Raw genomic sequence first — 19,509 nt, forward strand, 5'->3', positions numbered from 1 at the left:
GCGTGCCGTTGAGGGCATGTGACAGACCAACGGTTGTTCGTCTTCTGCCACTGGAAGTTGTGGAAGAAGAAGTCACCGATGCGTCGGAACTGTTCCCGCTCTATGACTACGAACCCGCCCCAGAAGAAGTCTTGGATGCATTGCTGCCCAAATACATCGAGTCGAGAATCTTCTCGTCCATGTTGCAGGCTGCCGCATCAGAACTGGCCAACCGTCAACGAGCTATGAGTGCAGCCGGAGATAACGCCGAAGATCTCATCCGTGAATACACTTTGCTGATGAACAACGCCCGTCAGGCTTCCATTACTCAGGAGCTCACCGAACTCATCGCTGGTGCAGACGCACTAGCAGAGTCCTAAACGGGCTGACACCACAGCCTCACTGACCCATATTTCAACATCCACATAGAAGTGAGTTACATGACTGCCACTATGAATGAATCCGGTAGCGGCGCTAAAACCGGCGCCGTGGGCCGCATTGCCCGCATTACCGGACCGGTCATCGACGCTGAATTCCCAGCGGACGCCATGCCGGAGATCTACAATGCTCTGAAAGTACAGTTGACCCTCGGTGGTCAAACCTCGACCATTACTTTCGAAGTTGCCCAGCACCTGGGTGAAAACCTGGTTCGCGCCATCGCGATGCAGGCAACCGACGGTTTGGTCCGCGGTCAGGAAGTCGTCGACACCGGCCAGCCAATCTCGGTGCCCGTGGGCGACGTCGTCAAAGGCCACATCTTCAACGCGCTGGGCGACTCGCTCGACGTTGATATTGCTGAACTTGATGTTCAAGAACGCTGGCCAATTCACCGCCAGCCACCAAACTTCGCTGACCTGGAAGCCTCCACCCAGATGATGGAGACTGGTATCAAGGTCATCGACCTGCTCACCCCCTACATTCAGGGTGGAAAGATTGGTCTGTTCGGTGGTGCCGGTGTTGGTAAAACCGTTCTGATCCAGGAAATGATTACCCGTGTTGCACGCAACTTCGGTGGTACCTCGGTATTCGCTGGTGTTGGCGAGCGTACTCGTGAGGGTAACGACCTCTGGGTCGAAATGGACGAAGCCGACGTACTGAAAGACACCGCACTGGTGTTCGGTCAGATGGACGAGCCACCAGGCACCCGTCTACGCGTTGCGCTAACCGGTCTGACTATGGCCGAGTACTTCCGTGACGTCCAGAAGCAGGACGTGTTGTTGTTCATTGACAACATTTTCCGCTTCTCGCAGGCCGGTATGGAAGTTTCGACCCTGCTGGGTCGTATGCCTTCTGCTGTGGGTTACCAGCCGAACCTGGCTGACGAAATGGGTATCCTGCAGGAACGCATTACCTCAACTCGCGGTCACTCTATTACCTCGATGCAGGCCGTTTACGTCCCAGCGGACGACTACACTGACCCTGCTCCAGCCAACGTGTTCGCGCACTTGGATGCGACCACGAACCTGACTCGTGACCTGGCTTCGCGTGGTCTGTACCCAGCGGTTGATCCACTGGCCTCGACCTCGCGTCTGCTGGACCCACAGTACGTTGGTCAGGAACACTACGACGTCGCGACCCGCGTCAAGCAGATTCTGCAGAAGAACAAAGAACTGCAAGACATCATCGCGATCCTCGGTGTTGACGAGCTGTCCGAAGAAGACCGTGTCGTCGTCGGCCGTGCACGCAAGATCGAACAGTTCCTGTCGCAGAACACCTACACTGCGAAGCAGTTCACCGGTGTCGAAGGCTCGACCGTTCCAATCAAGGACACCATCGAAGGCTTCAAGGCCATCGCCGACGGCGACCTGGACCACATCGCAGAACAGGCCTTCTACAATGTTGGTGGCCTGGATGACGTGGAGCGGGAATGGGCGAAAATCCAGAAGGAAGGCTAACTCATGGCCGATAACCTCCTGGACGTCGAAATCGTTGCCGAGGACCACTTCGTGTGGTCCGGGCAAGCCCGCTCCGTGTCCGCCCGCACGATTGACGGTGAGATCGGGATTCTTCCCGGTCACACCCCGATGCTTGCGGTGCTGGGTGACGGCGAAGTCGTCGTCGAAGCAGCAGACGGTGAAGCCGTGGTTGCACAAGCCAATGGCGGGTTCTTCTCGGTTGATTCGAACCGGGTGACCATCGCCGCAACACAAGCGGAGCTGTCAGCGTAAGATGCCGTCGTGGCTGGCCTGGACGCTCATCGGAATCGCGGTCATAGCGTTCGTAACGGCAGTGATGATCGCCTGGCGATTATTTATGCTGCTTAGAACACCCGGTTCCTTTAAAGCGCGCCTGGTCAGCAAACACGACGACGAAAAACCCGGCAAACCCGTGGTGGTGTCATATAACGAATACTCGGTGGAAATCTTCGCCGTCTACTCGATCTGGCCTCGCCCGTTTGCCAGCGTACCGCGTCACTCGCTAGACGTAACACGGTTTCCCCGCCGAACTCGCATCCGTGCCTGGGTGCGGTTAGACGATCTGGAAACCGGTGCATACCTCAAGCTCAGTGCAGCCCAAGCGCACGTCTCTGAGCTCACCACGTGGTACGAGTCCGGTCCCGCAGTTGGGATTGGGCACTGGCGAGAACCGCCACAACGGCGACAGCGTCGTCGATACTTCTAACTTCATATGACAATCGGTCGACAGGGTACGTGGATGGCTCTGTCGACCGATTGCTTTAAGCCACGGCCTTAGGCGGGTCGGTACCGGCTAGCGCTGCATCGCGGCACATACCTGATCATGATTCAGCCCTGCTGCCACCAGGTCATCGTGGATCGCCAACAGATCTTTACCACCCGATGCCAACGTGGCCCGTCCCGCAAGCTGCGGGCTCGCAGCTGTAGGATAGTGCAGTTCAACATGTCCCAACCTGGGTGGCTGCGCAGTAAGTGGCTGAACGCCGGTGGGAAGGGTCGCAGCCGAGGCATCTGAAACCAACCGGATAGTGGCGGGCCACAGGTCAAACCACCACCGGACCACCTCAAGATCGACATGGAAGCCGTCTGCGATCAATTCCACGACGACCTCACCGCGGGCTGCTGCTTCCATGACCGCAAGAATTGGCCCTGGGTCCCGATGGTGAAAACCACGCATCGCATTATAGAGATGGGTAATGGTCACCGGTTCTCCCGTCAGGGCGTAGACGAATGCTATGCCGTGGCGCATCTGGAGATAGGTTGCACCGGTGTGGCCTAGCGCAGGCGCAATCCCGGCTTCAACGAGTTGCTCAACGGTGGCCTCAAACCCCGGGAGCTCGGGTGCTAGCGTCATCATGGTGATCAGCCGGCTGGGGTCCTGGTAGTTGAACACGGTTTCTAGGAACCGCTTGCCGGGATCTTCGTTGGGAGCCAGCAGTGCCGACCTGGGATGCGCGCCGGCAAACTCTGGCGCAAGAAATGGGCCTTCCAGATGCACGCCGTCCACCAGCCCATCGACATGAGCTGCACGTAGCCGGTTCAGTGTATCGGGTAACGCGGCCAGTCCGATCGTCGGAATTGAGGCGGTAACCCCAGTGGTGCGCCGAGATGCCAGCAAGCGCAACGCGGCCTGGATCGACTGGACATCGGAGGTGGCAAAATCAACCCCGGCCACGCCATGGATGTGGCGGTCAGCGAACGTGTTGGTGCATTTAGAAAAGGCGGGAGTCAACATCGTCGACGCCTCGCATGGCATCGTAGTCCAGCGTGACCGTGCTGAAACCCCGGTCTTCAGCGAGTACGCGCGCCTGTGGCTTAATTTGTTGAGCGGCAAACACTCCGTGCACGGGTGCCAGCAGTGGATCCCGGTTGAGCAGTTCAACATAGCGGGAGAGTTGTTCGACGCCGTCGATATCTCCGCGCCGCTTCAGCTCCACGGCCACGGTCTCTCCGGTGCCGTTCTTGGCCAGAATGTCGACCGGACCAATGGCGGTCATATATTCGCGCCGGATGAGTTGATAGCCCGATCCCAGCAGGTGAATTTGTTCGGCCAACAGTCGTTGCAAGTCGGCTTCGACGCCGTCTTTGACTAATCCAGGATCCACCCCGAGCTCGTGACTGGAATCGTGCTCAATAGCGTAGATACTAATGATCAGGCGGTCATCGGATTTCTGCGACTGCACCGTCCATACTGTTTCGATGCCTTCGTGCTGCTGGGTCTCGGATGGCTCCGAGACGATCACTCGGGCGGGCGGCGTCATCCAGTTCAGGGGTTTATAGGAACCACCGTCGGAGTGGATCAACACCGCGCCGTCGGCCTTGAACATGATGAGCCGTTTGGCGGGGGGCAGGTAGGCATTGAGCCGGCCAGCGTAGGTGACAGAACATTCAGCAATGACAAGTCGCATAACGGGCATTAGTCTACTGGGTAATTGCTGGTTCATAGTGCAGCAGGCGGACTCGGCGAGTATGTGACAATAGGGGTCATGGCTCGCAAAAATAAGCGCCGTCGTGACCAACATCCCAAGCGCGGCAGAAGAACCCGGCCCGTCGGTGAATTGCATCGAGCCGCTTTCGACACCAACTACACACACGAAGACGCCTTTGATGGTGGATGGCACGTCCGGCAGGTCCAGGCTTGGCGCGCAGTGAAAATCTACACGTGTCCCGGGTGTTTGCGTCCCATTCCGCAGGGCCAGCCCCACGTAGTGACGTGGCGTTCGGACTGGCTTATGGGTGATGACGACGCCGGGCAACAACGTCGTCACTGGCACACGGCCTGTTGGAATAACCGGCGCCAAGATCTGCGGTATTAGCGGAGGTCCTGATACGGAACGTACACTTCGCGCACGAGTACCAAGATGGCGGCGACGGCGGGGATCGCCATCAGAGCCCCTAGGACGCCCAGTAGCGACCCACCCGCAATAACGCCGATAACAGCCAGTGACCCTGGAACCGCCACGGTCCGTTGCATAATTCGCGGCGAGATCACATACGCCTCAACCTGAAGGTAAATAAAGTAGATCGCGGCAAAAATGAGCGCGGATTGCCAGCCGGCAAATAGGGCCAGCAGCGAGATGATCACACCGCCGGTCACCGCCCCGACCAGCGGAATGAATGCCATGAACCCGGCAAAGAGCGCGAGCAGGGCAGCATATTGTAGATCAGCAATGGACACGGCGATAAAGGCGACGATCCCGTTGAGCGTAGCCACTAGTGTTTGGCCCACAATATAATGCCCGACCGAGTCGGAAATTTTCTCCGAGAGGTACTCGAGACGTTCGCGTCGTGAGCGGGGCGCCAGACGGTAGAGCCATTTTTTGATGGTGGGCAGTGAGGCGAGGAAATACAGGGTCAAAACGACGACGATCAGTACCGAAAAACCAACGTTGAAAATCGCGCTGCCGACTCCTAGGATGCCGCCGAGCAGGGTCGTGATATTGGTCGTATCCGAAACAAACTTATTGACTTCAGTGGTGAGGACCGTGGCGACGTCGAATTCATCATCGATAGCCCGGAAAAAATCCGAGGCAATGAAGTCCGAGACCACGGTTGGTAAAATTTGGACAAATTCGGAGGTCTGTTCCACGATTACGGGAATCAGTGTGGAAATAAACACCGTGACGATGCCAAGTAAAATTGCCACCGCTACCGCAACCCCGACCCCGCGGGGTGCACCCCAGCTTTGGATCCAAGCGACGATCGGGTCCAGGCCCAGCGCGATAAAGAATGCGACAAGGATCCACACCAGTAGTTGGACATTCGTCGAGACCAGAACATAGAGAGCCAGAGCCAACCCGACGCCGACGGTGAGTAAAAACCCGGTCCTGATCGGGCGCGATACCAGCTCTGCGGGTTTGACCGAGGGCCGTTCGGAGGTGAAGTGGTCAGCCCGGGTGATAGGCGTGTGCGGGTAGTCTTCCGGATCGGGCACACGGAATTGCTGCTTCGCGCGCGCCGTAGCCAACTGGTCATGTGCCCCGGTCACACGCTGTTTGAGGTTCTGGAACAGGTTCGAAAACCGCCCGCTGGTATTTGACTTATCCGCCACGATTACCACACTACGGCACCGGCCCGCTGCTGTGGCAGATCCGAACGGCGCGGTGAGGATGGGATTGCTACTATGATGGAAAATTAGCCAGGTGGCATCAACGCGGTGCGCCAAGCCGAGCAATCGAACAAAAGGTGGCAGGTTTTGAAAACTCTGGGCGGTATCGGCGCCATAATTCTGGGCGTCGTCGCGATCTTAGTCTCCGTGGGACTCCAAACCATCTGGGCGCCCCCGGCCGTATTTGATGCGACGACCGAAACAACCCAAGAAGCCCCGCTGACCGTCATCACCGACGGCGTGGATATTGATCCGGATGAAGCCATTGAATACACCGTGCGTGGCGACGGCGAATTCAGTCTGATGTACGGGCAACTGCGCGATATCGAAGCCTGGGTTGGCGAAGCTGCACACCACCGTATCGATGGTGTCAATACCGACGTCGAGCGCGGCGCAGACCCGACCGTGAACATCACCTATGTCGATGGCGAAGCCGAAGTGCCCAATCCGGTGAACTCGGATTTGTGGCTGGCCACTCAGGAGGTCACCGATGAGGTCACCCAGCGCTGGACCCGGACGGACGCAGGCCAATGGGGACTGCTGATCGCCGTCGACGGTGTCGCACCAGCCCCCACTGACTTCAGCGTCTCCTGGGTCAATATCGAACCCAACTCGCCGCTGATCCTACCGTTGATGATCGCCGGCATCGTCCTGGTGTTGATCGGTATTGCACTGTTGATCTGGCGGTTTATGGATTTCCGACGTCGCGCTAAACGCACCTCGGGACGCCGTGCGGTGGTCCGCGGGGACTACACGGGCCTGACCGCAGCCGACGTCATGGCCGGCAGTGAACCCACCACCCAGACGCTGTCGGTAGAACACATTGATGCCGGTGAACCGGTTGCACACCCCGACAACGACCAGGCCACCGAGGTGGTAGCCGGACTGCCCATTACCGAAGGCGATCAGGTTGCCGACGAAGACGAACTGGCGGTTCGCGATGATCAAACCGCCACGCCACCCGGCCTTGAAACGCCTAACGATGACGAACAGCCCGACGATGAGACGTCTGACGGTGCCAACCTTGACGATGAAGACCGCGACGATGGAGATCGCGACGACGACCCAGGTTCCGGTTCCTCCACGCCCGATGAGGACACCCGCACCGAGAACCTACCGCTACTGGAGGAACACCCCGAGGGTCGCGATGAACAAGACGAGACGAAAGACAACGGTGGATTCTTGCGTCGTACCGTGACCGCGCTATCGGCGGTGGGGCTTGCGATCGGTCTGGGCGTCGGTCCGGCACACGCAGCCTCCGAAACCCCAGAAGACGAAGACATTTCCGACCAGGTAGACCAGGAACAGCTGGAAGATGAGGTTGATCCTGAAGAGCCCGACACCTTCCCCGTCGTCGTTGATGCCCAGTTCGAACAGATTCTCGAAGCTGTGGCGACCACCGCGCGCCAGGGCGATGAAGCCTTGGATGCCGATGTACTGGCCGGCCGGGTAGCCGGTCATGCGTTGCGCTCGCGTCAAGATTCCTACCGGAACAACACGATCGAAGAAGACTACCCGCGCCGCACCCCGGTCGCCGCAGATGAGATTTTGGCAACCTGGATGGATCGCGATGACTCCTTCCCTCGCACCATCTACGCGGTAACCAGTGATGCCGAAGGCTCCGCGACTCAGCTGTTGGTCTTGCGCCAAGAAGATGCGCGCTCGCAATATCAGCTCATCCAAAACGCCCCGTTCGCCCCGGGTGCAGAACTGCCTTCAGGCAGTCTGATGGACCACAATGTGGAAAACATGCCCAATGACGAATCCACCGAGCTCGTCATGTCGCCAGAGGCCGCCGTCGAAGCGTTGGCCGAATACCTGACCGATCCTGAAGCCGACGCCGCCGACCAAATCGCCGACAACGAGTGGATCGACATGGTCCACGAGCACCAGGCCGACCTCGAAGCAACCCACAGCGAAAATGACATCGATGCCAGTGTCACCCGGACCCTCTTCGACGACTCGATCACTTCGGTTCGCCTACCCAACGGCTCAGCCCTGGTGTTTGGCACGATGAACTCGCTAGAGTCGCTCACCCCGCAAGAAGACGGTGCCACGGTGGATCTGACCGACTTGGTTCAAGAGGTCGGCGAATTTGCGTCGTCGTCCCACGAAGGCGAGGTCCGAATCCGCTATCGCGAACAATTTGCCCTGGTGATTCCCGCCGAGGGCGAAGTTTCGCTCGCCGGATATGAGACCGTCCTATCTACCGTGGACTAGCCAGCCCACTAGACTGGTGCTGAAGACCACGAGCCGAATCTGACAAGAAGAGGATTATGACTCAACAGCCTGACTCCACCCCGTCGCACTCGCGCGACGCCATCGACCTGACCCAGCTGCCCGCCCAATCGACGGGCGCAGACGGCGGAACCCAACGCTCCTGGGTGTTGGACGACGTCGACCAGCAATCATTACAAACCCTGTTACAACACGCAGCGACCGTCCCGCTGATCATTCACCTGGCGGCTCCCTCGAATCCAGCCTCGGATCAGATCGATGCCGTGTTGCAGCCCGCCATTGATGCGCGCGCCGGCCGCATGGTCATGGGACGCATCGATACCGAAAAACACCCGCAGCTGCTCCAAATGTTCGGGGTGCCCGCCGGCCCGATGGTCGTGGCACTGATGGGCCAGCAAGCCCTGCCGTTATTCAACGCCCCGGTGGCTGCCGAACAGCTTGAACAGCTCCTGGATGAAATCAACGCCTCGGCCGTCCAAGCCGGCATGGCCGACACTGTGCCACCCCTCGTGGAAGCCACCGATGCCGAAGGCGACGCCGTGCTGCCACCGTTGCACCAAGAAGCCGAAGCCGCCTTGCAGGCCGAAAATTACGACGACGCCATCGCAGCCTACGACAAAGCCCTCGCCGAAAACCCGCAGGACCAAGAAGCGATCCGCGGCAAAGCCCGGGTCGGGCTCGTGCAACGCACCCGCGACATGGACATTCAACAGGTTCGAGCCACCGCGGCCGATAACCCCAACGATGTCACAGCCCAAATGGCCGTTGCAGACCTCGATTTGCTGGGTGGTCACGTGCAAGATGCCTTCGACCGGCTGGTGAAGTTCATTGCCCGCAGTGCCGGGGAGGATAAGGACGCCGCTCGCGTTCACCTGCTGGAGCTTTATGCCGTCGTGGGCGATGACGATGCCCGGGTCGCCACCTCGCGTCGCAAGCTGGCCGCCGCCCTGTTCTAAGCCGGTCAGCTGACACTTTCCATCCCCCGTCCGAGATGAAGTTCAACCGGACGGGGGATCACTTTGTGTGCGTAAATTTTTACACTGGAACCATGTTAGAAAAATCTTCTCTACCCGATCCTGACCACGCGGTCGTGATCCGGTCGCTGGGCAAACAATTCGGTGACAAAGTTGCCGTCAACGGCATCAACCTGACCATTCCCGCCGGGTCATTCTATGGTTTCGTTGGTCCCAACGGCGCCGGGAAGACCACGACGATGTCCATGATGACCGGCCTGTTGCGCCCGGATCACGGTCAGGTCTGGGTTCACGGCATCAACATGTGGGAATCCCCGCAACACGCCAAATCGGTGCTGGGAGTGCTGGTCGACGGCGCTGCGGTGTTCCCACGGCTCACCGGCACCCAGCTGATCACCTATTCTGGGCTGCTGCGTGGCATGGAAGCCGACGTCGTCGCCGAACGCGTCCCCGATCTGTTGCGTGTCATGGATCTTGAAGAAGCGGCCCATAAAATGGTGGCCGATTACTCAGCCGGGATGACCAAAAAAGTCTCGCTGGCTGCCGCGATGATCCATTCACCGCAGGTTTTGATCTTGGATGAGCCTTTCGAAGCCGTTGACCCGGTCTCTTCGGCGCGCATCCGCGCCATTCTCAATGAGTACGTGAGCTCCGGTGGCACCGTGATGATCTCCTCACACGTGATGGACCTGGTCGAACGCACCTGCGATCACGTGGCCGTCATCGATAAAGGCCAGGTGCTGGCCTCGGGCTCGATGGAAGAAGTCACCGACGGCGCTTCACTTGAAGACCGCTTCGTAGGCATGGTCTCCAGCGACCACGCCGGGGAGGGCCTGTCATGGTTCCACACCTAATCCGTCTGCGTTATGTACTGATGTGGAACAGCTTCCGGCGTTCCGTGGGCACCATGATCGGGGCGATCTTTTCCGCATTAGGGTTCCTCTACTTCATCGTGATGGCCTACATCCTGGCGTCTGTCGCGGCATTTGCCCCACCCGAAGAGGTCACGTACACCGACCGTGGCGCCGTGTTCGTTCTATGCGGAGCAGTCACAGTGCTCGTCTGGATCATCGGACCGATTGTTTTCTCGACATCCAACCCTTTTACGAATCCGCAGAATTTTCTCGTCTTCGGGATTCCCAATAAAACCTTCATTCCTGGGGTCGTCCTCGGGGGAGTCGTAGCGCCCACCGGCCTTGGGACGCTGATATTGTTTCTGACCGGTAGCGTACTGTGGGGCTGGCATCCGGCCGCCATCGTGGCCGGGGTCCTGGCCGCGCTCATCGGTACGGTGCTGTGTGTGATCATCATGCAGGTCATCGTGGGAGCGCTGAATAACCTCATCTCTCGGCGCGCCGTGCGCGATGCCATGCAGCTCATTGTGCTGGTGCCCTTGATGCTCGCCGGGTTCATCCTAATGGGGGCGATTGAAACCATTCAAGAGTTCTGGGAGCTTCTTCCTCAGGTCGCTACATGGATAGCGTTTACTCCCGCGGGCTTTTTGTCGCTGCCTTGGTTCGTAGCCCAGGCGCAGTGGGGGATGGCAGCACTGCATCTCGTGGTAATGCTTGCGTACATTGGGTTGGCTGCCTGGGCGTATAACGCCATCGTCAACTGCGCTACCGAAGCCGCCGGCACGATGCGCGAACGCCAACGCGAACCCGCCGGCATCGGGCTGTTGGGTCGGGCGAACTCGCCAATGCAAGCAATTTGGGCGCGCTCACTGCTGTACTGGTTCAAAGACCCTCGCTATGCGGCAAGTCTCATATTGGTCGCAGTATTTGTCCTGTTTGGCATATTCGAAATTACCATCTTGAAGTCCCAAGACTTCTCGCTTATCCCCAAGATTTTGCCCGCCCTGATTGCCTATTTGCTGGCCTTTTCGATTTCTGCTGACTTGTCTTATGACTCGACTGGCTTCTCGTTACACATCACCACCGGGGTGCGCGGGATCGATGACCGCCTGGGCCGGGTGTTTGGATTATTGACCTGGGCGCTACCGCTGACCCTTTTGCTGACCATCGCCATGGTGTTTGCAACCGACGCCAGTCACGAATTCGCTGCGTGGCTCGGGTTGTCGATCGGTGTGCTGCTGTCTGGAACAGGATTATCCGCGGTCATCTCGGCACGGTATATCTACCCGGTGCCGCCACCCGGCACGAGTTTGATGGCTCAACCCGAAGGGGGAATGGGACGGATCATGTTAGTGCAAACCGTGGGAATGTTGATGCAGTTCTTCATCGCCTTGCCCGTGGTCATTCCCGCCGTCGTCGCGCTGATCGTGGGCAGCCCGGCATGGGGTATTATCACGTTGATGATTGGGGTGCTATACGGTGCTGGGATGTTGTGGGCGGGAGTGCGAATCGGTGCCAAATGGTATGAACGGGCCCTTCCAGAGACCTATCAGTCAATTGTCAAGGTTGCGGCGCTATACTGAGCACACAGCCTGTCGCGGACGATGACGGTCCGCTGTTCCGACTACTATGGAAGGCATGAATCCGATGAACTCTGTGTACGCTTCGTCCACTGATTACGATCCGCACGAGGGCGCAACCGGTGTATTGGAACGTGAAGAGCAGCTCCACGCTACGGAACCTGGAGACCACGAACGGTTCAAACACTTCGTGCAAAAAGACAAGCTCACCGAAGCCATCATCAACGGCACACCCGTTGTTGCTCTATGTGGCAAAGTGTGGGTACCTTCGCGCGATCCAGAACGTTTCCCGATGTGTCCTGCCTGCCAAGAAATTTGGGACGGGCTAGAATCAGGGGACGGTAATTCCGGTGACTCCGACAAAGGACGCGGTTTCTTCGGTTTCGGTCGTAAAAAGTAAAATTTAACCCGTCACACATGTTGACCACCATGATTTGGTGGTCAATATTTGTTTGTCTTCATCACGAACTTAGGCCATGAAGGAGGCTGTGTAGTCACTCATGAGTGAAGCGCTGTTTCAGATCGGAGAAGATCTCCCACCCGCACTCCCCGAACGGGCTGCATGGGGGACCGCACCGAAACTACGGCAATGGCAGCAAGAAGCCCTTGAACTGTATTTCGAGAAACCGCGCAAGGATTTCATGACGGTGGCCACCCCCGGCGCGGGTAAAACGACTTTCGCGCTGCGCGTGGCCAAAATGCTGCACGAATCCGGAGTCATCTCACGAATCACCGTTGTCGCGCCAACAGAGCACCTCAAAAGCCAGTGGGCCGACTCAGCGGCGCGCATTGGTCTGGCGATAGACCCGAACTTCAAAAACTCCGATGGTCGTCACGGCTCGGAATACATGGGGGTGGCCCTGACCTACGCCCAGGTCGCTTCCAAACCGATTTTGCACCGCAACCGCACCGAAGCCGCCAAAACCTTAGTGATCCTTGATGAGATTCACCACGGTGGTGATGCCCTGTCTTGGGGTGAGTCCATCCGCGAGGCCTTCGAACCGGCCGCTCGGCGCTTGTCGTTGACCGGTACACCGTTCCGGTCGGATGATGCGCAAATCCCGTTTGTTGATTATGTCGACGACGGTACCGGTGTGTTGCGCTCACGAGCCGATTACACCTATGGCTATGGCCCGGCCCTGCGTGACCATGTGGTTCGTCCGGTGATTTTTATGGCATATTCCGGCCAGATGCGGTGGCAGACCTCGACCGGAGAGGTCATGGAAGCTCAACTGGGCGAAGCCGCGACCAAAGATATGACGGCCAATGCCTGGCGGACAGCCTTGAACCCCAAAGGTGAATGGATCCCAGCGGTACTCAAAGCAGCCGATCTGCGCCTGACCGAAGTGCGCCGTAACGTGCCCGATGCTGGGGGACTGGTCATCGCCACGGATCATGAAGATGCTCGCGCTTATGCTGATACTTTGGAACGGCTCTCGGGCGAAAAAGTTATCACTGTCCTGTCGGATGATCCCACCGCCTCGTCAAAAATCGAAGAATTTTCCGACGGCGCTCAGCGCTGGATGGTCGCGGTGCGAATGGTCTCTGAAGGCGTGGACGTGCCACGACTGTGTGTGGGGGTCTATGCGACATCGACGTCGACGCCGATGTTCTTTGCTCAGGCGGTTGGACGTTTTGTGCGTTCTCGTCGACGTGGCGAGACGGCTTCGGTCTTTCTGCCGTCCGTGCCAAAACTCATGGAGTTGGCGAATGAGATGGAAGAAGAACGCGATCATGCTTTAGAGCTTGATACCGGTGTCTCCGTCGAAGACCTCGAAGACGCACCGGAAGAAGACCTGATGCGTGAAGCAAATCGCGAAGAATCAGCCTCCTCATCTTTGTCGGGCGCCAAATTCCAGGCCCTGGAGTCCCAGGCTCTTTTCGATAAGGTCCTCTTTGACGGGGGAGAATTCGGCACGGGCGGAGCCATTGGTTCAGCAGAAGAACTCGACTTCTTGGGTATTCCTGGCTTACTTGACCCAGACCAGGTCTCCATGCTGCTGAAACAGCGGCAGGCCGAACAACTACGTCGCCAACCGCGCAACCAACCGAAAGAAGATGCGACGGTGGTTGATCACCGGCAGATGAAGGAACTGCGCAAAAAGCTGTCATCTTCCGTGTCTGCTTGGTCGGCTCGCACCGGCACACCGCACGGGGTGATTCACAATCAGCTGCGTGAGATTTCTGGTGGACCAGCCGTGGCTCAGGCAACTAGGGAACAGATCGAACAGCGACTGGAAACCCTACAAGGTTGGTTTGTCGGTCGAAAATAGCCCGGCCTCCGGGCAGCGCTGAGATCCTCCGGCGCGCGGTATCTGTGGCGGGTTGTCAGCTGGTTCTTTGTCATGTTGTCCGCTGGACGGTCTGCGCGGTGTTCTCGGACGAGGATCTCTACCGGGCAAGACCGGTTGGCTCGCAACGGTATATACATGTCCCGTTGGGGTAGTAATCTGCATCCCTTGTGAATCGCCAGTGTGGCGCCATCCGCGATTTTCTTTGGTTTGGTTACACGCTGCACACAGGCCGGAGGCGTTCTCCCATGCGGTCGCACCGCCGTCGCGACGCGGAGTGATGTGATCGACATCTTGGATGGGCGCTTCACAGTAAGGCGTTCGACAGATGTTGTCGCGCAGTAGTATCAGTTTGCGCAGATTGGATCGGAAGCCACGAGCTCTGGACTCGAGACCCACGACTTGGTTGGCTTCGGGATTGGTAAAGAGTCGACGGAGCAAGACCGAGACGTCCTTCTGGGATAGCCAGTCACGGGCCACGGCAGCTGGAATCGGACCGTGTCCAGTCAGCCAGGCGGGAGTACCCCCTTGGGCAAACAGTGTGTCTGGCGTCATGACTAACATGACTTCGACGGGCACGGCAGGTGCGGCGGCTTGTCCGGTGCCGCGTTCGATCAACATGTCAAACATCAGCTGGTCACGGGTGCGAGACTCACCTCGGTGATCTTTCGTAGTGCCGGTGCTGAGTGCCGAATTGGCTTCTTGTCGTAGGGTATCGCAGAGCGCGGCGATCTGTGGTGTGGGGCCAATTGCGACAAGCTGGGAGAGTCCCTTTGCTGCAGGACGAATCCCTACTCGCCGCTCAGCTTCGGCATCTCGCAGCCGTTTGGCGGCACCCTGAGGGTCGAGACGTTGGACCTGGGCACGAGCCTCATTGGCGAGCTGGCGTGGTCCGATGGCGCCGAGACGATCGCTGAGGATGTCATCGATCTCGCGTTGGTGACGAGCAGGGAGGGCACTGATCTCGTTGGCCATGGCCTGGGCATGCTCTTCGCGAATCTGACCGTCACACAGTGCCTGATATGTCCGGGGCAAATTTTCGACGAGTACTCGAGCCAGCTCGAGCCGCTGTTTACCGCGAGCTGGTGATTCTTTCCGGGCCAGTCCGATCTCGGCACCCAAACCTTTGCAGCGCTTAGATTTGGGGATCCCTTGAGCCTTCTCTTGGTCGTGGCGCTGCTCAGCTAATTTCGCGGTTGCCCGTGCTTGGCCGGCTTCTGCTGCGGCCTTGATGCGTTCATAGAACTCGATTTGATCGATATTCCCAGCCTGGGTTTCGGCGGGTGCAAGTAACGAGAGCACCTCGGGGAGTTCCGCGAGGGTTTTGAGCCCCGGCGCTGTGGTTGTCGTCATACCTTCAGGCTAGGCGCTAGCGCAACTTAGCCGTGGCTTGCAGAGGCCATTTGTGGATACCACGAGGTTGCCCACAGGAGCGACTAACCACATTGACTTCTTGCAGCGCGGCCCAGTGGTTCACTGCTACAGGTCGGCGAACCGAACGGTCCACCGGTCTGTGAACGAGCGAAGGTTAGTGCGCGAACGCGTCGGCCCCGGGCCATTCAGACAGCATAACGCCGGCGCCTTCCATTTCTTCCAGTGCAGCGTCGATGGTGTCTTCGGAGACGCCAACCGTCAGGTTGGTGAGGACACGGACTTCATATCCGGCGTCCGAGGCATCCAGGGCGGTGGCCCGAACGCAATGATCGGTAGCAATACCGACGATGGTGATTCGCTCGACATCGTGTTCGCGCAGCCAGTCGTCCATGGTCATGGAGTCAGCATCGGTTGCAGCAGCCGCTGCGGCAGTGGCACCGTATGGGCCGGCAACGCCGTCGTTACTGCGAATCGTATCGGGCTCGCCCAGCACGCCGTCAAACCCCGAATAACCGTCGGTGTACTGGCCTTTGAGGAATTCGGCGTCGATGACTTCAGCATCAATGTTTTCATGGAGTTCGGCACCGTCGGTGCCGGCAACACAATGGATGGGCCAGGTAGTTTCAAAATCTGGCCGGGTTGAGAAGTGCGGGCCCGGATCGATATGCCAATCGCGGGTCGTGGCAATGACATGGTATTTCGTACCGCACTGGTTGATATATTCGGTGATCAATGCAGCCGTATGTGCCCCGCCGTCAACCGCGAGGGATCCGCCTTCGCAAAAGTCCTGTTGGACGTCCACGATGATCAGAGCGTGCATGGGGTTTCATCCTTTGTATGGGAGTGTTTCTCCGGTGTAGGTGACCGGGAAGCCTAGTGTAGTGCAAAAATGGTGGGAATGGCGGGTTCACCGGCCTGTAAGCGACGAGCATCACGGGGTAGCGCGGTCAATGTCTCGGCATGATGCGCCGCAGCCCGCGTCACGGCTTGCGCACCGGTGAAGCGGGCATCGATCTCACCGTCGGTAACCACCTGAACTAAGAGAGGTCGGTGGTCGGCATCCCAGGTGGGTTCTTTTCCGGCAATCACAACCTCGGCGGTCGCGACCCCGTTGGCCATCCGGCGGGCAGCATATTTGCGGCCACCCCGGCTGGATTTGCCCTCGGCTTGTTTTTGAACATCGATCCAGTTGCCGTGCTGGTCTTCGCGCGTGGTGAGTTTATAGACCAACGACGCCGTTGGCGCCCCCGAGCCGGTGACTAACTGGGTGCCCACACCGTAGGAATCGACCGGGGCCGAACGCAGCCCGGCGATCGCGTACTCATCAAGATCCGAGGTCACCACGATGCCGGTGTTGGTATTGCCCAGGTCATCGAGCAGTCGGCGGGCATGGTGGGCTTCTTCGGCCAGGTCGCCCGAGTCGATGCGCACATGGGCCAGTTCGGGGCCAGCGACCTCCACGGCATTGCGGATCCCTTGTTCGATGTCGTAGGTATCGACCAACAGACTTGTCTGGTGGCCCATCGCCTCAACTTGAGCCTGGAAGGCGGCCTTTTCGTCGTCGTGCAACAGTGTGAATGAGTGGGCAGCGGTCCCGGCGGTGGGAATCCCGTAGCGCAGACCGGCCGCCAGGTTCGACGTCGAGTCAAAACCGGCAATCGCGGCGGCCCGGGCGGCGGCTGCGGCGGCTTCTTCGTGCGCGCGGCGCGAACCCATCTCAATGCAGGGTCGAGTGCCAGCGGCCATCGTCATCCGCGAGGCAGCCGAAGCCACGGCAGTGTCATAGTTGTGCACCGACAACAAGTAGGTCTCCAAGATGACTGCTTCTTGGAAGGTCGCCTCAACCTGCATCAGCGGGGAGTGCGGAAAATAGGGTTCACCTTCGGCATAGGCATAAATATTGCCGGTGAAACGGTATTCGGCCAACCAGTTCAGGGTGTCTTCGGAGACGACGTCGTGATCCGAAAGGAAACCCAGGTGCTCGTCGTCGAACCGGAAATTCTCCAGGCCCTCAAGAAACCGGCCTTGACCTGCGCTGACGCCGTATCTTCGGCCGGCCGGCAGCCGGCGCGCGAAGAGCTCAAAAACCGAACGACGCGTCGCGGTCCCGGCTTTGCGGGCCGCATCCACCATGGTCAGTTCGTAGTGGTCGGTGAAAAACGAAGTGGGGCTGATGCCACGTTGGGTGTTACTCACGAGACCCACACTAGTCCCTTCAGCGTGCGCAGAACATAATTTGGCCTTGCCCGTAACGAATTGGCACGCCGAGACTGAAGTTGTTGCCTAGAATATGGGCATGTCCATTACGTGTGCTGTCGATATCGATCCAGATATTGCCGTCAAAGAGACCACCTCGGTCGCCGAACCCTGGAAGGTCCTCGTTTGGAATGACCCGGTGAATTTGATGAGTTATGTCACCTACGTCTTCCGCACCTATTTTGGGTTCTCCGCCTCGGTGGCCCATAAACTCATGCTGCAGGTGCATCATGAGGGCAAAGCCGTGGTGGCCAACGGGACCAAGGAAGAGGCCGAACGGCACGTGGCTGCGATGCACGGCTTTGGGCTGTGGGCGACCTACGAGCAGAATCAGTAAGGATACACCAGACTTTCTTATGGCATTAGCGTTTAAATCCACTCTGCGCGGGTACTCCGCGTTCCTTGAAAAACCCGAGCGGCAGATTCTGCGATCGCTATTTTCCGATGTGTTGACGCTACTGGGCGGGGTGTCCCCGGTTGATGATCCACTCGAGGACGACAAACCCCGGTTCTTGGACCGCTTCCGCACCTCGGACACCGTCAAACTGCCCGATGCCCCGCAGCCTGCGCAGCCGTCGTCATCGACGGATGCGGCATTCTGGGACCTGGTGGGAACCCTGACCGAGGACCCGGTGCACATCAACCTAGACGACCCGGCAGTCAAACGGCTGTTGCCGGATGCTCGTTCGGGGGAGGGCGCCCAGGCCGGCTCTGAGCAGTTTCGTGACTTGGCCCAGGATGATATCCGCCAGGAGAAAATTGCGGATTTGCAACGGGCCTATGCGCTATTGCAATCTGGATCATTGATGCTCACCCGCGCTGAGGCCGAGTCGTTTTCGCGCGCGCTGAACCAGGTGCGCCTGGTATTGTCCTCGCGGTTAAACATCGTCGATGAGCATGACGCCGAACGGGTGCACGCAATCGGCTCGGTCGACCAGGCCACCGACGTCGAAAGCTACATGGCGTTGTTATACAACTTCGTGTCCTGGCTACAAGAAACGCTGATGCAGGCGTTGATCGGAGATTTATCGTGACCAAGCCCAACCCTCAAGCGCCGATCGGGATTTTCGATTCGGGCGTCGGCGGGCTGACCGTGGCGCGCGCGATCATTGATCAACTCCCCGATGAAGACATCGTCTACGTGGGCGATACCGCCCACAGCCCCTATGGTCCCAAACCGATTGCCCAAGTGCGCCGACTCGCGCTGACGATCATGGATGAACTGGTTGATGCCGGGGTCAAACTCTTAGTCATTGCCTGCAACTCGGCCACCGCAGCCGTGCTGCGCGACGCCCGCGAACGCTACACCGCCGGCTACGGGATCCCGGTGGTCGAAGTCATTCAGCCCGCGGTCCAGCGCGCCGTCATTTCCACCCAAAACGGCAAGGTCGGCGTCATCGGCACCGAGGCGACCATCTCCTCGCGAGCCTATGAGGACACGTTTGCCGCGGCCCCACACCTGGACATCACGTCATCGGCAGCACCGCGCTTTGTCGAATATGTCGAGCGCGGGATCACCACCGGTCCCGAGCTGATCTCGGTTGCCGAACAATACCTCGAACCCTTCAAAACAGCCGGGGTGGACACCCTGATCTTAGGGTGCACGCATTACCCGCTGCTGGCCGGCGTCATTAGTTATGTCATGGGGGAGAATGTGAACTTGGTCACCTCCTCAGAGTCCACGGCGCGCGCGGTCTACCGCGAACTGGTACGCCACGGGCTGGAGAACCCCGCCGGCGCGCGAGCTGAAAATCCGCACCCCAATACGCGACATAAGTTCATGTCGACCGGCGATCCGGGCAGTTTCGCCCAGTTGGCCCAGCGCTTCTTAGGCCCGGAGGTCGGCGGCGTAACCCAAATTCGTACGGTCGCTGAACAATTCCCGACCGGTACACTGTCGGTAATCAACGCTCCGACGTCGGGCTCTGCGGCGCACTAA

The 19,509-nt window shown here is 58.8% G+C and carries 20 protein-coding genes; 14 read left to right on the plus strand and 6 right to left on the minus strand.

Annotated elements, in window-relative coordinates; genetic code table 11:
• From FB556_RS04790 to FB556_RS04805, 4 genes are all read left to right on the plus strand, one after another.
• Window positions 1-359 (plus strand): F0F1 ATP synthase subunit gamma (locus tag FB556_RS04790; RefSeq protein WP_211343992.1); only part of this gene is annotated, 359 nt, incomplete at its 5' end.
• A 60-nt stretch (window positions 360-419) separates the two neighbouring features.
• Complete coding sequence (gene atpD, locus FB556_RS04795; RefSeq protein WP_141865383.1) at window positions 420-1,874, plus strand: F0F1 ATP synthase subunit beta; 1,455 nt, start codon at window positions 420-422, stop codon at window positions 1,872-1,874.
• Window positions 1,875-1,877: 3 nt separating this feature from the next.
• Entirely contained in the window at window positions 1,878-2,147 is a 270-nt protein-coding gene (locus FB556_RS04800; RefSeq protein WP_141865385.1) for a F0F1 ATP synthase subunit epsilon, read from the plus strand.
• 1 nt (window position 2,148) lies between these two features.
• Complete coding sequence (locus tag FB556_RS04805) at window positions 2,149-2,601, plus strand: DUF2550 family protein (protein WP_141865387.1); 453 nt, start codon at window positions 2,149-2,151, stop codon at window positions 2,599-2,601.
• 87 nt (window positions 2,602-2,688) lie between these two features.
• Here the strand turns inward: FB556_RS04805 and FB556_RS04810 are convergent, their stop codons facing one another.
• Together FB556_RS04810 and nucS are read right to left on the minus strand one after the other, a co-directional pair.
• The gene (locus tag FB556_RS04810) at window positions 2,689-3,630 is read right to left on the minus strand and encodes a hypothetical protein (RefSeq protein WP_141865389.1); all 942 of its coding nucleotides are present in this window, start codon (window positions 3,628-3,630) and stop codon (window positions 2,689-2,691) included.
• Window positions 3,608-4,303, minus strand: a complete 696-nt coding sequence (nucS, locus tag FB556_RS04815; protein WP_141865391.1) for an endonuclease NucS — start codon at window positions 4,301-4,303, stop codon at window positions 3,608-3,610. Before nucS ends, FB556_RS04810 begins: the two co-directional genes overlap by 23 nt.
• Before the next feature lie 78 nt (window positions 4,304-4,381).
• On the opposite strand from nucS, the gene FB556_RS04820 reads away from it, so the two are divergent.
• Window positions 4,382-4,711, plus strand: a complete 330-nt coding sequence (locus FB556_RS04820; RefSeq protein WP_141865393.1) for a hypothetical protein — start codon at window positions 4,382-4,384, stop codon at window positions 4,709-4,711.
• Here the strand turns inward: FB556_RS04820 and FB556_RS04825 are convergent.
• Complete coding sequence (locus FB556_RS04825) at window positions 4,708-5,946, minus strand: AI-2E family transporter (RefSeq protein ID WP_246057215.1); 1,239 nt, start codon at window positions 5,944-5,946, stop codon at window positions 4,708-4,710. The genes FB556_RS04820 and FB556_RS04825 overlap by 4 nt on opposite strands.
• 144 nt (window positions 5,947-6,090) lie before the next feature.
• Between FB556_RS04825 and FB556_RS04830 the strand changes: the two genes are divergently transcribed.
• The 6 genes from FB556_RS04830 to FB556_RS04855 all read left to right on the plus strand — a co-directional run bounded on the left by FB556_RS04830 (window position 6,091) and on the right by FB556_RS04855 (window position 13,922).
• On the plus strand, window positions 6,091-8,223 hold the full coding sequence (locus tag FB556_RS04830) for a DUF202 domain-containing protein (RefSeq protein WP_141865397.1): 2,133 nt from the start codon (window positions 6,091-6,093) through the stop codon (window positions 8,221-8,223).
• Between the two features lie 56 nt (window positions 8,224-8,279).
• A complete protein-coding gene (locus tag FB556_RS04835) occupies window positions 8,280-9,197 on the plus strand; it encodes a co-chaperone YbbN (RefSeq protein ID WP_141865399.1) in 918 nt (305 codons plus the stop codon).
• Between the two features lie 92 nt (window positions 9,198-9,289).
• Window positions 9,290-10,069 (plus strand): ABC transporter ATP-binding protein, encoded by a 780-nt coding sequence (locus FB556_RS04840; RefSeq protein WP_211343993.1) that lies wholly within the window; start codon window positions 9,290-9,292, stop codon window positions 10,067-10,069.
• Window positions 10,054-11,652: a hypothetical protein gene (locus FB556_RS04845; RefSeq protein ID WP_141865403.1), complete on the plus strand. Its 1,599-nt coding sequence runs from the start codon at window positions 10,054-10,056 to the stop codon at window positions 11,650-11,652. The genes FB556_RS04840 and FB556_RS04845 overlap by 16 nt, the downstream gene beginning before the upstream one ends.
• 55 nt (window positions 11,653-11,707) lie before the next feature.
• Window positions 11,708-12,049 carry a DUF3039 domain-containing protein gene (locus tag FB556_RS04850; protein WP_379985210.1) on the plus strand — a complete coding sequence of 114 codons (342 nt, stop codon included), beginning with the start codon at window positions 11,708-11,710 and terminating at the stop codon, window positions 12,047-12,049.
• Window positions 12,050-12,149: 100 nt separating this feature from the next.
• Window positions 12,150-13,922, plus strand: a complete 1,773-nt coding sequence (locus FB556_RS04855; protein WP_141865405.1) for a DEAD/DEAH box helicase — start codon at window positions 12,150-12,152, stop codon at window positions 13,920-13,922.
• Here the strand turns inward: FB556_RS04855 and FB556_RS04860 are convergent.
• From FB556_RS04860 to FB556_RS04870, 3 genes are all read right to left on the minus strand, one after another.
• Entirely contained in the window at window positions 13,893-15,293 is a 1,401-nt protein-coding gene (locus tag FB556_RS04860; RefSeq protein WP_141865407.1) for an HNH endonuclease, read from the minus strand. The genes FB556_RS04855 and FB556_RS04860 overlap by 30 nt on opposite strands.
• Before the next feature lie 175 nt (window positions 15,294-15,468).
• Window positions 15,469-16,134, minus strand: a complete 666-nt coding sequence (locus FB556_RS04865) for an isochorismatase family protein (RefSeq protein WP_141865409.1) — start codon at window positions 16,132-16,134, stop codon at window positions 15,469-15,471.
• A gap of 53 nt (window positions 16,135-16,187) precedes the next feature.
• A complete protein-coding gene (locus tag FB556_RS04870; protein ID WP_141866479.1) occupies window positions 16,188-17,447 on the minus strand; it encodes a nicotinate phosphoribosyltransferase in 1,260 nt (419 codons plus the stop codon).
• A gap of 157 nt (window positions 17,448-17,604) precedes the next feature.
• Between FB556_RS04870 and clpS the strand changes: the two genes are divergently transcribed.
• Genes clpS through murI form a run of 3 tightly spaced genes read left to right on the plus strand, consistent with a single transcriptional unit; the run spans window position 17,605 to window position 19,509 of the window.
• Window positions 17,605-17,907 carry an ATP-dependent Clp protease adapter ClpS gene (gene clpS / locus FB556_RS04875; protein ID WP_141865411.1) on the plus strand — a complete coding sequence of 101 codons (303 nt, stop codon included), beginning with the start codon at window positions 17,605-17,607 and terminating at the stop codon, window positions 17,905-17,907.
• Window positions 17,908-17,926: 19 nt separating this feature from the next.
• Window positions 17,927-18,604, plus strand: coding sequence for a DUF2017 family protein (locus tag FB556_RS04880; protein ID WP_170200375.1), 678 nt, complete (start codon window positions 17,927-17,929; stop codon window positions 18,602-18,604).
• Window positions 18,601-19,509: a glutamate racemase gene (gene murI / locus FB556_RS04885; protein ID WP_246057216.1), complete on the plus strand. Its 909-nt coding sequence runs from the start codon at window positions 18,601-18,603 to the stop codon at window positions 19,507-19,509. Before FB556_RS04880 ends, murI begins: the two co-directional genes overlap by 4 nt.

The organism is Enteractinococcus coprophilus, assembly GCF_006716305.1.
GTDB lineage: Bacteria > Actinomycetota > Actinomycetes > Actinomycetales > Micrococcaceae > Yaniella > Yaniella coprophila.